At 51.4% G+C, this 14,697-nt stretch carries 9 protein-coding genes; 6 read left to right on the plus strand and 3 right to left on the minus strand.

The window, feature by feature from the left end; genetic code table 11:
* Position 1 precedes the first annotated feature (1 nt).
* On the plus strand, positions 2-1,273 hold the full coding sequence (locus L1285_RS02155; protein ID WP_235410803.1) for an EAL domain-containing protein: 1,272 nt from the start codon (positions 2-4) through the stop codon (positions 1,271-1,273).
* An 83-nt stretch (positions 1,274-1,356) separates the two neighbouring features.
* Entirely contained in the window at positions 1,357-1,860 is a 504-nt protein-coding gene (locus tag L1285_RS02160) for a zf-TFIIB domain-containing protein (protein WP_235410804.1), read from the plus strand.
* Positions 1,861-1,904: 44 nt separating this feature from the next.
* Here L1285_RS02160 and L1285_RS02165 read toward each other — a convergent pair whose 3' ends face one another.
* The 3 genes from L1285_RS02165 to L1285_RS02175 all read right to left on the minus strand — a co-directional run bounded on the left by L1285_RS02165 (position 1,905) and on the right by L1285_RS02175 (position 4,109).
* Positions 1,905-2,081, minus strand: coding sequence for a hypothetical protein (locus tag L1285_RS02165; protein WP_235410805.1), 177 nt, complete (start codon positions 2,079-2,081; stop codon positions 1,905-1,907).
* A 175-nt stretch (positions 2,082-2,256) separates the two neighbouring features.
* Positions 2,257-3,228, minus strand: coding sequence for a glutathione S-transferase family protein (locus L1285_RS02170; protein ID WP_235410806.1), 972 nt, complete (start codon positions 3,226-3,228; stop codon positions 2,257-2,259).
* A 44-nt stretch (positions 3,229-3,272) separates the two neighbouring features.
* Positions 3,273-4,109 (minus strand): pirin family protein, encoded by an 837-nt coding sequence (locus L1285_RS02175; protein WP_235410807.1) that lies wholly within the window; start codon positions 4,107-4,109, stop codon positions 3,273-3,275.
* A 243-nt stretch (positions 4,110-4,352) separates the two neighbouring features.
* Between L1285_RS02175 and L1285_RS02180 the strand changes: the two genes are divergently transcribed.
* From L1285_RS02180 to L1285_RS02195, 4 genes are all read left to right on the plus strand, one after another.
* Complete coding sequence (locus L1285_RS02180) at positions 4,353-5,318, plus strand: hypothetical protein (RefSeq protein WP_235410808.1); 966 nt, start codon at positions 4,353-4,355, stop codon at positions 5,316-5,318.
* A 220-nt stretch (positions 5,319-5,538) separates the two neighbouring features.
* Positions 5,539-6,606, plus strand: coding sequence for a hypothetical protein (locus tag L1285_RS02185; RefSeq protein ID WP_235410809.1), 1,068 nt, complete (start codon positions 5,539-5,541; stop codon positions 6,604-6,606).
* A gap of 729 nt (positions 6,607-7,335) precedes the next feature.
* Positions 7,336-7,533, plus strand: coding sequence for a hypothetical protein (locus L1285_RS02190; RefSeq protein WP_046005128.1), 198 nt, complete (start codon positions 7,336-7,338; stop codon positions 7,531-7,533).
* A 337-nt stretch (positions 7,534-7,870) separates the two neighbouring features.
* On the plus strand, positions 7,871-14,557 hold the full coding sequence (locus tag L1285_RS02195) for a non-ribosomal peptide synthetase (protein ID WP_235410810.1): 6,687 nt from the start codon (positions 7,871-7,873) through the stop codon (positions 14,555-14,557).
* The last annotated feature ends 140 nt before the right edge of the window (positions 14,558-14,697 follow it).

The raw sequence follows: 14,697 nt of genomic DNA on the forward strand, positions 1-14,697 counted from the left end.
AATGAATGCATCAAAGATCCGGATAAAGCGTTCTGTTTTTGAGAACACTGCTTTTAATGCGTTGAGTTTTATGGGCTTTAACGAAGCGTGTACAAAGCGTGCAAAACTCAGCGCCTGGGCTGCTTTTCATTTGCCCTGCTATACTGCAACCGGACAGCAGCATCAAATACCTGGAGGTCGCTTGCATACGTTAACCTTAGTGTCTTTGTCGGGATGGCCCGGCATCATTGAGCGCATTGGTCAGTCTACTGCGCAAAAAGTATGGCATGCGTTAGTGGCTTTACTGTCGCAAAATGCGCAATTTGGCTTGCAGCAGGATATTTTTGAGCTCGGCGAGCTGTGGTTCGAAACCGAGCAATTTTCCTCCCCGGCGCAGGCACAGCAGGCGTTAAGCCAGGCTGTTGCACAGCAGCTGCTGAGCGAGTTAGATTGCCAGCTGGTGCATGAGGCGGAAATTCAGGTAAGCTCAGCCGCCGTGACTGAGCAAGTCGCGCAGGAGCAGAGTATTCGCTCAGATGCGGCCTGTGCACTAAACGCACTTTACCCGGATAGTAAAGAGGATCTGCTGCGGGTATTTGCCAACAAAAACCTGCTGCCTTACTGGCAGTCCATTCAGCGGGTGCAAAGTGAGGGCATATTTGGTTACGAAGCCTTGATCCGCGGCCCAAAAGCGTCGCCTTTGCACCGTGCGGATAAACTCTTTGGCGCTGCTATGGCGCAGGGGCAGCAGTTTGAGATGGAAAAGCTGGCGCTGAGCACCCATCTGGCCACCCATGCGCGTCATTGTGAGCAACAAGGCGCACAGAGGTTAACCATCAACCTCTCTCCGGGTTTGCTGTTTGATAATGAGGTATCAGACACACTACTAAATTACCCATATGCACATCTGCTGTGTATCGAACTGACTGAGCACCTGCCGGTAGATGACTGGGCACCCGTCAAAGCAAAAATGGCTGAGCTGCGTCAGCTGGGTTATACCTTCTGGCTCGATGATGTTGGCTGTGGTTTCTTTGAACTGACCTTGATCAATACCGTTAAGCCCGATGTCGTGAAGCTGTGCATTACCATTATCAGCCGCCTGGACTATGGCGCTGAGATCATCGACGAGATCAGACAAGTGGTTGATACGGTACATTTGTATGGTGGCAAGGTGCTGGCAGAAGGCATAGAAACGCCGCAGCAGCTGGATATTGCCAAACAGCTGGGAGTGGACTACGCACAGGGGTATTTGTTTGATAAACCCCAAGAGGCAGGACTGCTATCAGATAAATAGGGGCCTCAGCCGGGTACTTTCCAATTCAGGGCACAAAAAGTATACTGCTCATTTTAGCAGGCGTAGTTGATTGGAGTCTTAACATGCAGTGTCCCAGAACCTCACACCCGCTGAAGCCAGCCAAAGTGGGTGGCATTGTGGTGTATATATCCGAGCGCAGTGGAGGTGTCTTTTTCGACAACCAAGTGCTGAGCAACTTTACCAACCCGGCTGATCTGCGTGCAGAAGTGCTGGCAAAACACCTGCGTCAGTTTTCTGCCCCACTGGGTGATGAAAGCGCGCGAGTCAATTGCCCTAAATGTCCACAAATCGTTATGATGCGGCGTTATTTTAGCCCGTTACGGGTCGTTGAAATTGACGAGTGCCCGGGTTGTGGCGGGATCTGGCTTGATACCGGCGAACTGGACAAGCTGCATGAAAACCACCTGAGTGCCAAAGAACGTGAAATGTTACGGATCAAAATGCTTGAAGAGCATCAAGTCTTTCATATTGACAGTCCTAGGCACTATAAATTATCGCAACCGGGCGGGCGCAGTAACCTAGAAAAAGTGTTTGCGATAGCCGCAGATGTGCTTAGTGATGATTGAAACTGTGGGGCGGTTGCCTCACAGAATAACTGTTAGATCACACCCTAACCATTAATATCCAACAGCATACCCACGGCGACACCGATTGCGATACCCAGCGCAACCCCGTTGCCGATATCACCGGAAGAAACGCCAATGGCGGTGCCAACGGCCACTCCGGTGACCATACTGACGCCAATTTTGCTGGCGGCTTTTTTACGGGTTTCTTTATCTGCTTTCATGATTTCACTCCTTAAAGTCACGAGCGATTAATTTATCACCAAATGATGCGATGTGCCATTTATTTAAACACTCTTTTATGACAAAGACAGCAGGGATCGCTGCAAAAGCAAGTTGGGTAATGAAGAGTAATACAAAGCCACTGTAAACGGGGTTTACAGTGGCTGTTTACGGGGCTTATCCACGATTATGCGGCTGGGTGTAGTCGATATCCGGGCCGACCGGCACCACCTGCGTTGGATTGATCATGGTGTGGCTAAAGTAGTAATGACGCTTGATATGGTAAAAATCCACCGTCTCGGCGACATTCGGCCACTGATAAAGCTCACGGATATAACCGGCCAGGTTGGGATAGTCTTCAATCTGTTTCAGGTTACACTTAAAGTGACCGTGATAGACGCTGTCGAAGCGGATCAGCGTAGTAAATAAACGCCAGTCGGCCTCCGTGAGTTTATCGCCGACCAGATAGCGTTGCGTGCTCAATCGCTGCTCCAACTGTTCGAGTGCGTCAAACAGTGCCTGTACTGCCTCTTCATAGGCCGCCTGCTCGGTGGCAAACCCGGCTTTGTATACCCCGTTATTGATTTTGTGGTAAACAAATTCATTGATGTCGTCGATGTCCTGGCGCAGTGCCTCAGGGTAGTAATCATCGGTGTTGCCGGTCAGCTCATTAAATGCCGAATTAAACATGCGAATGATCTCGCTCGACTCATTACTGACAATCCGCTGTGTGTGTTTATCCCACAAGACAGGCACAGTGACACGGCCCGAATAATCAGCTTTGTTACGCGTATACAACTGGTGCATATAGCTTTGCTCAAACAGGGCATCGCCGCTGCTGCCGGTTGCTTTATCAAAGGTCCAGCCATGTTCGAGCATATCCGGGCTGACCACGGATACATCAATGTGTGCCTCAAGCTGCTTTAATTTTCTGAAGATCAGCGTACGGTGCGCCCAGGGACAAGCCAGCGATACGTACAAATGGTAGCGGCCAGATTCCGCTTTAAAGCCACTGTTGCCGGTAGGCCCGGCGCTGCCATCGGCCGTTACCCAGTTGCGCAGTTGCGCGTCTTCGCGTTTAAACTTACCCTGGTTACTTTTGGTGTCGTACCAGACGTCATGCCACTTACCTTCAATTAATCGTCCCATTGTCTTGTCCTCTTAACTTGTTTAAATCTTTACTGCGCTGTGTTTTAAATGCTACCGAATTTACCGGCATGATAGTCACGCACGGCCTGCTGCAGCTCTTCCTGGGTGTTCATCACAAACGGACCCATATGGGCTATTTTTTCTCCGATTGGCTGACCCGCCAGTACCAGTAAGCCAGCGCCCTGCGCACCACTTTGCAGTGTGACCGGATGAGCCGGGTCCAGCTCCAGCTGATAAGTGGCGCTCAGACGTGTGTCTGCCAATGTGCCGCTGTGAATGTAAATAAGTACTTTGCCGTAGCCCGACATATCCAGCGTGATCTGCTGCTCCGCTGGCAAAGTAACATCGGCAATGGCGCCATGACCGGCTAAGTCATTCAGTGGCGATTGGATAGTTTGCCCGTCCAGTTGCCAGCTACCTGCCAGCGCTTTAAGCTCTGCGCCGGAGTCGGTGGTGATCACGGGGGCCTTGTGCTCGGTTGTGTCCTGATAGCGGGGCGCTCGCATTTTGTCTTTGGCCGGCATATTGAGCCAGATCTGAAAACCATGCATGCCCTGTTCGGCGTCACTGAGTGGCATTTCCGAATGGATCACGCCGCGTCCGGTGCTCATCCATTGCACATCACCGCCGCGAATGGCCTTTTTATTGCCCATCTGATCCTGATGCTCAAAGCCGCCCTTACGAATGTAGGTAAAAGTTTCAATACCGCGATGCGGGTGGGGCGGAAAGCCCGCCATATAGTCGCTGCTGTTGTCTGATTTCAGTTCATCGATCATCAAAAAGGGATCTAAACTTTTGCCATCGAAGCCTGCTATACGGCTGATGTTCACGCCTGCGCCATCCTGCGTAGCCTGCGCTTTATTGATACGAATAATTTGCATAAAAACCTCGTTGCCTGCGCTATCAGTTAAAGTTAATCCAATGCGCTGTGTTTGCCTGATGCGTTCACTTTAGCAATGGCAATGCGAGAATGAAATTTGCAAATATTGAAGGTTTTGTTCGATTTAATAGAATTTAAACTGTTCAGGAGCCGCTCAGTTTACGGGTTAGATACTGGCGGCGTATAATAATAAGGTACGCCTGAGTGCGACCAACAGTGAAAGACCCAATTTAAGGAAAGCACAATGAATAAAATCGGATTACTTGCTGCTATAGTGAGTGTTGTTTTGCAGGCTCCCGTTGCTGCAAAGGCATCTGAGCCACACTGGCAGTGCAATGAGCAGGCGCTGGTGTTTAATAATAAAGCCGAAAATAACTTACATGCCTATCTGAGCTTTCTGGCGCGCAACCCCAGCGCATTTCCGGACGGATTGAACGCACAGGACAGGCAAAAGTGGCATGCCGCCATTGCGCAATATCAGTTACATACAAGCCAGCCCAGATTCCACCCTCTGTTCAGTGACTCGGAACTAAGTGAGCTGACGGAGCATCTGTTTGATGCCAACAGTGCGGTGACCGACTTGCCAGTCAATGACCTGACACGCGGCTATTTTGCGGTGATGAGCAGCTATCGGGACGAGATATGGCCGCAACATCAGGCTCAGAATCAGGCCTGGACGCAGCAAAGCATCGCGCTGCTTGATAAGTACGGCGAACAGGTTTGTTCGCGTCTGAGCGATATATTTGGGACCAGTGTGATTGTGGCGCAGCAGCACCGTGTTTTAACCGTTGCCCGGCCGTTTACACACGGCGGTGCTTTTACCTCTGGCAGGAACTTGATCACCTTTATCAATAGCTATCAGGCGGGTTTTAAAGACTGGTTTGCACTCGAAATGTTGTTTCATGAGGTAGCACACACCAGCTTCCCGGATTCTCCTTTGTATCAGGCGCTGCAGAGCCGGGCGAAAGCGCAAGGCAAGCAGGCTGAATTTAAGTCATTGTGGCACCCCATGCTGTTTTACATTGTTGGTGAGGTAACCCGAAAGACGCTCGACGATCAGGGACATACCTTTGTGCCCTATGCGCACTGGAAGGGCCTATATAAAAACCGCCAGGATCCGCTTGCTAAATTAAACCAATATTGGCAGCCCTATATGGCCGGTCAGGTGTCACAGCAGCAGGCCATCAATAATCTGATAGACGCTCTGTAACGAACAAAATAATAATCTCCTGCCTTGACCGAACTTAAAATGTGGCATTTACTTTAGTCGGTTTGGCAGGCTGAGCTGCGCAGATTGTTGCAACGCGTCGTTTCAGTTACACTAAAGCCGAGAGTCAATGCGCCAGTGACACAGAAGAGGATCTCCTGTTTTTAGCTGCTGGCGAGCGCCTTACTGACGGCCTGAGTCAGTAGTCAACAGAGTGATCATTATGTTAGAGCAAATGCTGCTGAGCAACCTGAACAATAAAACCGAACTCAATGATGAGTCTTTTGAATACAAAAGCATTTTTCTAAGCTCCGTTGTACCAGACCCTACCAATGGCCGGTTTTTACCCTCGATTTTTGTCAGCGATGAAGACGCCCGTTTATTTGTGGCGCGCAAGCTGAGCAAAGCACAGCTGACCAAGCTGTACCAGGGAGAAGACCATGTGCTGATCGGCAAATCGATTATCATTAATTGTCTGAAGCACGGCACAGAAGACTGGAAGCGTGCGTCTCAGACCATAGAGTCAATCATTGAACTGGGTAATAACATTTCGGTCTCTGAGATGATCCAGGTGCCCACTGTATATCCTCTTGAGGAAGGGCGTTTTCAAATTCTGACCGGCCACCGGCGCTTCTTTGCCCTGGTGTATGCCAAAGGATATGGGGCTGCCGCTCAGTTTAAGGTCTATGACAGTAAGCCCTTATTGACCAAGGTGAAGCAATTTCAGGAAAATGCCAGCCGAGAGGATCTGCCTCAGTATGGAAAGTTACAGGCCTTCACTCAGGCCATGATGGAAATTGAGCAACTTAACAAGGCACGCCTGCAAGCCGGGTTGTCTCGTCTTACAGTCAGGACGATTGTGCCTAAACTTGGTATTTCGATGGGCGCATATGATAACTACAATGTGTTGTCACGCTATCCTGTTGTTATGTCGGCTTATGAGTGTGGGTGTAATTACTCTTTTGTTAAAATGAAGCGGCTGATCTTGTCGGTAGAATCGCAGTATAAAGCTGAGCACGACAAGTCGACCTTAAACGCACTGGATAAGCGCGCCATTTCAGATCTCATCGAGCAGCAGCTCAAAGGGATTAAAAAGCAACCCGCAAAAAGCAACACGCCGTTTATCACCACGTCATTCAGCTCGCCCACAGCACTGCAAAAGCTACTGACGCAGGACGTTACCCAACTGGCATCGGGTGTCGACTGGTCAACACTCGACTGGCAGGATAAAAAAGCGGTTTCAGCGGCGCTGGAGCAAGTGCTTGCTCATCTCGAACAAGCCACGCAATAGCGCGGCGTAATCCGCGCAGCTCTGGTTTTATTCTTCGTCATTTGCGACTGGTGCAAACCAGTCACCTGAACTGCTTAGATACAATGCACGCCTGGGGCCGATAACCTGTGCGGGTCATTACCGTCGACAGACGGTTAATCCGCACAATGATACCAGTTTTGCAATTGTGCCAATAAATACGTGTTATTTAAGACTATGACAATAATAAGTCTGTTTATTGTGACTTTATTATGTCAATTGTCGTATAAATATAATCTGCAAAATTATCAGCCTGGTAAGCAGTATAAACACGGTTTATCACAGGCCGAGTTTAGGCCCCTTGTGTCTCTTTTGGATCATTTTGCAACATATAATTCCTTAAACCGTCATGTTATTGTCCCGATGAATGGGGTATAACTTCCCCAATGAAGTTTGCGGGCCTGACTTGAGGGTGTGTTGTATCAGTTGTGGTAAGTAGTCTGCATGCTAAGGCGCCTTTGCCAGGCGTGGTTGTTAGTTGTTGTAAATTTATGGTTGGTTATTCATAGCCGAACTAAGGCCAGCTTTAATGGCAGGGTGAACGCCGAGTGAGTTTCACTCAAGCCAATAAAAATAAAAGCCTTAATAATCTGGTTTATGAATTTTATAATTTTCATAAATAAAAGTGTAGAAAAAAAGTGCAGATCACATAATAATGCGTTCTCGTAAAAATTTAACACTTTGCAATATTATTTAACATGGACTGATAAGATGAAAAATGACGCGTTGACAGAGTTGAGTATCAATCTGAATAGTCACAACACCAATTCAGGTGCGGTAGATGTACAGCTGCTCCATCACATCTTCAAATTAGCCTATGACTTTGGTTACAAAGACGGCTGTAGTGGTGTATACGTTTGCCCTGATTCGTCACTGCGTTCATTAAGTGGAAGTGAGCTCGACGCATAAGTCGGGCTATGAATTTATACATATCTTAGCGCCGCTAACGGACAATAATAGCAAAATAAAAACGACAGAGCCGGCTGCACTGATACGCAGGGCTTTGTTATGCCAATTCACTTAATTATGTGCGTTATCGTGTAACAAAAGGTGCGCGACAGCAAAGCCACTCAATTGCGAGCACTTACTGAGATAACCGCCATTGAGCTTTGTGCTGGGCGTGTCATGCAAGATGGCAAAAGGATTAAGACTGATTGGACTTGTGTACTGGCGACATCACTGCCCGTTATCTGGGGGGGATCCCGGTATTTTTCTTTATCATCAATTTGATTGCAAAAGCGAAAATATGAAACAGTTCTTTTTACAGCTCGGCGAGAAAGGGATCAAACTCAGTGTTGATGATCAGGGTAAACTTTTGGTCAGAGGCAAGCTTAAGGCTTTGACTGCAAGTGAAAAAGATTTTCTGAAGAACAATAAGCAAGAGATCATACATGCAATTGAGCAGCGTCAAGGTGGTGCTGCTGAGTCGCCAGTTAGGATTGCCAAAGCGCCATCAGGCGAGCCGCCGGTATTGTCTTTTTCGCAGCGGCGTTTATGGTTTATTGACAAACTGAATGGTGGCTCCAGCGAATACAATATGCCGATGGCATTTGCAGTGCATGGGCAGCTGGATGTGGCTAAAGTTGAGCAAGCCCTGAATACCATAGTACTGCGCCATGAGGTGCTAAGAACGGTTTTTGATGAGCAAGCGGGCACCCCCTGCACGCGTGTGCTGGAAGACACTCATTTGAGCATCACAGTGCTGGACTTGAGTGAACAGGATGCGCCGCAGCAAGCCGCCAACGCTTATCTGGTTCGCGAAGCCAATCGTGCGTTTGATCTCAGCCGGGATCTGATGGTGCGGGCCAGCTATTTGCAATTATCACACGATGATTCTGCTCACTGTCAGGCGATTTTAAGCTTTAATATGCATCATATCGCTTCCGATGGCTGGTCGATGGATGTCCTGAGCAAAGAGTTTTTTGCCATTTACCAATCGCTTGAACAAGGTGTGCCCTGTCCACTGACGCCGTTGGCTATTCAGTATCGTGATTTTGCACACTGGCAGCAAAAGCACTTTGCACAAGGCGAGCTGGAAAAACAGCTGGCGTATTGGCAGCAGCATCTGCAAGGGGTGCCAGCGCTGCACCAGCTACCGCTGGACGCCAGCCGACCGGCCGAAAAACAGTACCGGGGTGAGCTTGTCACATCGCAACTGAGCAGCCAGGTCGCCAGCGAGTTGCTAGCGCTTGCCAGAGCCTGCCAGCTGACCCCTTTTATGCTGCTGCATGGCGCGCTGGCGCTGGTGCTTAGTCGTCACAGCAACAGCAAGGACATTGTTATCGGCAGTCCGGTTGCCAATCGCCAGGATCCGGCGCTGGCGCCGCTGATCGGGTTTTTCGTCAACACTTTAGTGCTGCGGGTGAATACGGACTTTGACACTTTGCACGATTATCTGGCACATGTCAGAGCCGTGCACCTGGCGGCGCAAAGCAATCAGGATGTGCCATTTGAGCAGCTGGTTGAAGTATTAAACGTGCCGCGCAATAACGCCTACAGCCCGCTGTTTCAGATTTTGCTGACCACCGATAACCAGTTTAGTGCAGGCGCGCAGCATGCTGAGCAGGTCCAGCTGGGCGGCGCGTCATTGCAGGCGATGTCGGATGTCAGCCTGACCACCAAGTTTGATTTAGACATTCATATGTCACTGAATGAGACAGGCGTATCCGTTGGCTGGACCTATGATGTTGCCCTGTTTGAACAATCACATATTCGCCAGCTCAATCAGCATTTGTGCAACGTGCTAAGCGCAATGGCCGCGCTGGCCCACACAGAAAACGGCCCGACTAAGCTGGCTGCTATTGCTATGGTCAGTGAACAAGAGCAGCAGCAAGCCCTGACATTGGCAAGTGGCGCACCGATCACTTGCCAGTGGCAAGCCGTACATCAGCTGCTGGAATATCAGGCCCGGCATAATCCGGATGTCGTTGCGGTGCAGGCGCAGGAGAGGCAGCTGACTTATGGCGAATTTAATGCCCGTGCCGATGCGCTGGCGATGCGTCTGGTGGCGGAATATGGCGTCACGGTAGGACAGCCTGTGGCCATTGTGGCGCAGCGCAGTATCGACACACTATGTGCCGTAGCGGCCCTGCTCAAAGCGGGCGCAATCTATGTACCACTTGACCCCGATGCCCCGCAAGAGCGACTCAATTACATTATCGACGAGTTGTCACCCTCATTAGTTTTAGCACACACACAAGACAGCTTTGCCGGACTACCTTGTGTGCGACTGGACCAGGCGGACTTATGGCAGCTACCTGCACACACGACTGCTCTGCCTGAAGTAGGCGGCTGCCACAGTGCTTATATTCTTTATACTTCTGGTTCCACAGGTCGGCCAAAAGGCGTCCACCAGCGTCACAGCACCTTAGTGAATTTGACTGCCCATCAGGCGCAGGTGGATGGCATAACTCAGCCCTACCGGACCTTGCAGTTTACCCCGCTGACCTTTGATGTGTCGGCGCAGGAGTTGGCGACCAGCTGGCGCACAGGCGCGTGTCTGGTGCTGATGTCGCAGCAAGAAAAAGATCAGTTACAGGACCTGGCCTGCCTGGTGGCCGCGCAGAAGATAGCGCGTTTGTTTGTGCCACCTGCGGTTTTTGATTTAATGGCTGAACAAGCGGACAGCAACCCTGCCATCGACATGACAGAGCTCAGGCAGGTATGTGTTGCCGGTGATGTGCTGAAGCTGACTCCCAGCATTCGCCAGTTTATGGCGCGCCATCCTCAGTGTGACTTGTACAATCATTATGGCCCCACCGAAACCCATGTTGCCACAACCTGCCATGTTACTCAGCTTGAGCAGGACGAAGCCAGTATAGGGAAGGCGATTGCCAATACCCAGTGTTTGATTCTGGATGCCGATTTGGCGCCTGTGCCCACCGGCTGCGTCGGCGAGTTGTATGTTGCCGGGCCGGGTGTTGCCCTGGGCTATTACAATCGCCCGGCGCTGACGGATGAGCGCTTTATTGATGCGGCACATGTCCAGGCGTTACCGGCAACTTCGTCGCGACTATACCGAACCGGCGATCTGGTTCGCATGACCAATTCGGGCAATTTACAGTATCTCGGACGCTGCGATGAACAAATAAAAATTCGCGGATTCCGCATTGAACCGGGTGAGGTAAGCGCCGTACTGGAGTCTTTTGATGAGCTTGAGTCGGCACTAGTACTGGCAATTGGCGAGGCCGACAACAAGCTGCTGATTGCCTATGTACGGCCTTGTATCACGCGTGAGACAAGCGACGCAGAGCAACAATTGACCGCCAAGCTGTTGAGCGCACTCAGGTCCGTCTTGCCTGCTTATATGATACCAGCCGCCATTGTGGTGGTTGAGCAATGGCCACTCACCGCAAATGGTAAAATTGACCGGCGCGCCTTGCCTGCGGTGCACATACAGCAAGCACAGGGAGAAGCGCCCAGTACCGGGACGGAGCAAGCGCTGGCCGAGATTTGGGCGGGATTGCTGGCGTGTGACGTCGAGCAGTTAACCCGGGATGCGGACTTTTTTGCGCTTGGCGGCCATTCTTTGCTTTCGGTACGGCTGGTGTCGTTGATCCGCAGTGAGTTTGAGGTCGACATTGCCGTTAAGCAGGTTTTCTCTGCAAGTACGCTGTCTGCTTTGGCTGCGCTGATTGAGCAAAGCGCTCAAGCATCACGACCTGTGATAGAGGCATTACCGCGCGATACCGACAGCTTTGAGTTATCTTATGCCCAACAGCGACTGTGGTTTATTGACCAGTTTCAGGGCAGCTCGGCCCAGTACAATATGCCACTGGCCTTTGAGGTCGACGGTCCGTTTGACTTAAGCGTGGCACAACAGGCACTGAGCGCGATTGTGGCACGTCACGAAGTGCTGCGCACTGTTTATCAGCAAGGGCCAAATGGACCGATTCAGGTGATCCTGGCGCCACAACCTTTAACTATTCGCCATCTAGAGTTGGATCATCTGACTGGCGCACAGGCACAGCAACAGCTCGAACACTTGCTGGTGGAAGATGCTCAGGCGCCGTTTGATTTGGCCACCGACCTGATGCTGCGTGCCAGCTTTATCAGCCTGAGCCCGGCGCGGGGCGTGTTGCTGCTTAATATGCATCATATTGCCTCAGACGGTTGGTCACTGAACGTATTCAGCAATGAATTCTTCCGTTTATATACCGCCTTGCGGGATGGCCAGGACAATCCGCTTACCCCACTCGATATTCAGTATGCCGATTTTGCTCAGTGGCAGCGCAACTGGTTACAGGGTGATGTGCTACAGCAGCAACTGGATCACTGGCGGACCCAGCTGAGCGACGCACCCGGCGTACACGCAATTCCATTGGACCACCCAAGACCGGCTGAAAAGTGTTACGAGGGGGCTATGGTGTCGGGCAAGGCCTCCGCGCAGTTGGCAACGCAATTACGTGATATGGCTGCGCATTATCAGATGACACCGTTTATGTTGTTGCACGCGGTGCTGGCGCTGACCATCAGCCGTTACAGCAACAGTATGGATGTGGTGATTGGCACGCCGGTGGCCAACCGCCTGCAGGCCGAAGTGGAGCCACTAATTGGCTTTTTTGTGAATATTCTGGCGCTGCGGGTGAACACGGATCAGCCCTCGCTGGACAGTTACCTGCAACATGTCACAGATGTGCACCTGGAGGCGCAAAGCCATCAGGACCTGCCGTTTGAACAACTGGTGGATGCCTTGCAGATCTCCCGAGGGGACGCCCATGCGCCGCTGTGCCAGATCATGACCTCATTTAACAGCACGCAAGCTCAGCCCACGGCTGATCATACTGCGCTTGAGGGGCTGACTTTTACACCGCTGATGCAGGCCGGGTGTGTGGCAAAATTCGACCTGGAAGTGGAGTTTTCACTAAGCGAAACGGCATTGCAGGTCAACTGGATCTACGACACCTCCTTGTTTTCAGAGGCACATATCAGCGACCTGAGTGGGCACCTGATGCTGTTGCTGGAGCGCCTGGTACAAACTGAGATGACTCATAGCCTCAACACTCCGCCGGGACAACTGAGCGTGCTGGCGAGCGAGCAAAGTCAGTACCTGGTCAATGCCCTCAATGATAATTACCATGAATATGATCGCACGCTGTGTATTCATCAGGCCTTTGAGCAGCAGGTTGAGCGCAATCCGGACCATACCGCGCTTATCTTTGCTGACCAGCAAATGAGTTATGCGCAGCTTAATGGCAAGGCCAATCAGCTGGCCCACTACCTGCGTGAGCAGGGCTGTGTGTCGTCAGATACTTTGATCGGCATTGCGCTGGACCGCTCGCTGGAGATGATCGTTGCGACGCTGGCAGTACTGAAAGCCGGTGGCGCTTATGTGCCGCTGGACCCGGCTTATCCACCTGCGCGACTGAGCTATATGCTGGAAGATGCCAACATACAGACCATTATCAGCAGCCAGGTGATTTTGGCTGCGGTGAACCTCGCTGAGTTTGCCGTGATCACCCTGGATGACCTGCTTGAGGAAACCGGGTTAGGAAAGTTCAGTTATTGCAGTGAAGAGAATTTAGACAGCAAGGCACTGGGGCTGCTGCCCACCAGTCTGGCTTACGAAATCTATACTTCTGGCTCGACGGGTCAGCCAAAAGGCGTGTTGCTGGAACATCAGGGTATAGTGAACCTGGCCGACAATCAGCGTCGTGCCTTTGCCATTTCGCCGCGCAGTAAAGTGTTGCACTTTGCCTCAATGAGCTTTGATGCTGGCACCTGGGAATATGCCATGGCACTGCTCAATGGCGCCACGCTGGTGATCGCCGACAGCGAGCAAAGACGCTCGCCCGAGGCCATGATCGCACTGCTGGCTCAGCAGCAAATAAGCCATGTGACTTTACCCCCGGCCTTTTTGGCCATGATGCCGCTCGACACCTCGCTGGCACTGCAGGCCTTAATTGTTGCAGGGGAAGCCTGTGAGCCGGAGCTGGTCAATCAATGGTCGGCACATTATCCCTTCTTTAATGCCTATGGTCCGACCGAGGCCTCTGTGTGTGCTTCATATCAGCGCCTGTATCCGGGCACTCCTATCACCATAGGTAAACCACTGAACAATGTCAGCCTTTACGTACTGGATAGCCAGATGGCGCTGGTGCCGCCGGGGGTGATAGGTGAGCTACACATTGGTGGTGACGGGCTGGCGCGCGGCTATCATCAGCGCCCTGAACTGAGCGCGGAAAAGTTTGTTGAGAATCCCTTTTATTATTATCCGGCCCACCGCGACAGTACGCGATTGTATAAAACCGGCGACCTGGCCCGGGTGCTGTCCGATGGCAGCATAGAGTTTGTCGGTCGTCTCGATGCGCAGGTGAAAATTCGCGGCTTTCGTATTGAGCTGAGCGAAGTGGAAGCCCAGCTAAACCGCTGTGAGCAGCTCGACTCGGCCGTGGTACTGGTCAAACAAGCCAGTAATGGTACGGATATGCTGATCGCTTATATTCAGCCGCGCAGCGAACAGCACGACGACACCTCGATTATCCAGCAAGTTGAGCAGCATCTGTATACGCAGCTGCCGGAATATATGGTGCCGAGCCGCTTTGTGGTGGTGCCCCAGTGGCCACTTACGCCCAACGGCAAAATAGACAAAAAAGCGCTGCCAGAAGTGGCCGGTTCAGACAGTGAGCACCCTTTTGTGGCACCCGAGACGGCTACCGAGCAGGCACTGGCAGAAATCTGGTCAGCCTTGCTGGGAATAGAGCGCAGTGAAATAAGCAGTCATGCACGCTTTTTTGAGCAAGGTGGCAACTCCATTTTGGTGACCCGACTGGAAACCCAGATCCGCCATCGCTTCGCGGTCGAGTTTGCTGTCAAAGAGTTGTTTGCACAGCCACAGCTTAAGGAGCAGGCACTGCACATAGATTATTTGCTCAGTCGCCAGAGCGACCTGCAGGCAGAGGATGATGCCGAGCTGGAGGAAATGGACTGGTAGCAGAGTCAGGCCACAGGCCTGATAAACACACATACAGACAAACAAGTAAACAAGCTGCCAGCCTGGCAACGCAGGCTGGTGTTAAGTCGTAGAGGCAAAGCCTGGCATGGGCGTTATTCGGGGCCCGGATAACACCCAGT

Source organism: Pseudoalteromonas sp. DL2-H2.2, assembly GCF_021532535.1.
Taxonomy (GTDB): Bacteria; Pseudomonadota; Gammaproteobacteria; order Enterobacterales; family Alteromonadaceae; genus Pseudoalteromonas; species Pseudoalteromonas rubra_A.

Excerpts from the sequence above, each read along its gene's own strand:
- L1285_RS02170 (WP_235410806.1), bottom strand. The coding sequence starts at position 3,228 with ATGGGACGATTAATTGAAGGTAAGTGGCATGACGTCTGGTACGACACC.
- L1285_RS02190 (WP_046005128.1), top strand. The coding sequence starts at position 7,336 with ATGAAAAATGACGCGTTGACAGAGTTGAGTATCAATCTGAATAGTCAC.
- L1285_RS02165 (WP_235410805.1), bottom strand. The coding sequence starts at position 2,081 with ATGAAAGCAGATAAAGAAACCCGTAAAAAAGCCGCCAGCAAAATTGGC.
- L1285_RS02175 (WP_235410807.1), bottom strand. The coding sequence starts at position 4,109 with ATGCAAATTATTCGTATCAATAAAGCGCAGGCTACGCAGGATGGCGCA.
- L1285_RS02195 (WP_235410810.1), top strand. The coding sequence starts at position 7,871 with ATGAAACAGTTCTTTTTACAGCTCGGCGAGAAAGGGATCAAACTCAGT.
- L1285_RS02155 (WP_235410803.1), top strand. The coding sequence starts at position 2 with ATGAATGCATCAAAGATCCGGATAAAGCGTTCTGTTTTTGAGAACACT.
- L1285_RS02185 (WP_235410809.1), top strand. The coding sequence starts at position 5,539 with ATGTTAGAGCAAATGCTGCTGAGCAACCTGAACAATAAAACCGAACTC.
- L1285_RS02160 (WP_235410804.1), top strand. The coding sequence starts at position 1,357 with ATGCAGTGTCCCAGAACCTCACACCCGCTGAAGCCAGCCAAAGTGGGT.
- L1285_RS02180 (WP_235410808.1), top strand. The coding sequence starts at position 4,353 with ATGAATAAAATCGGATTACTTGCTGCTATAGTGAGTGTTGTTTTGCAG.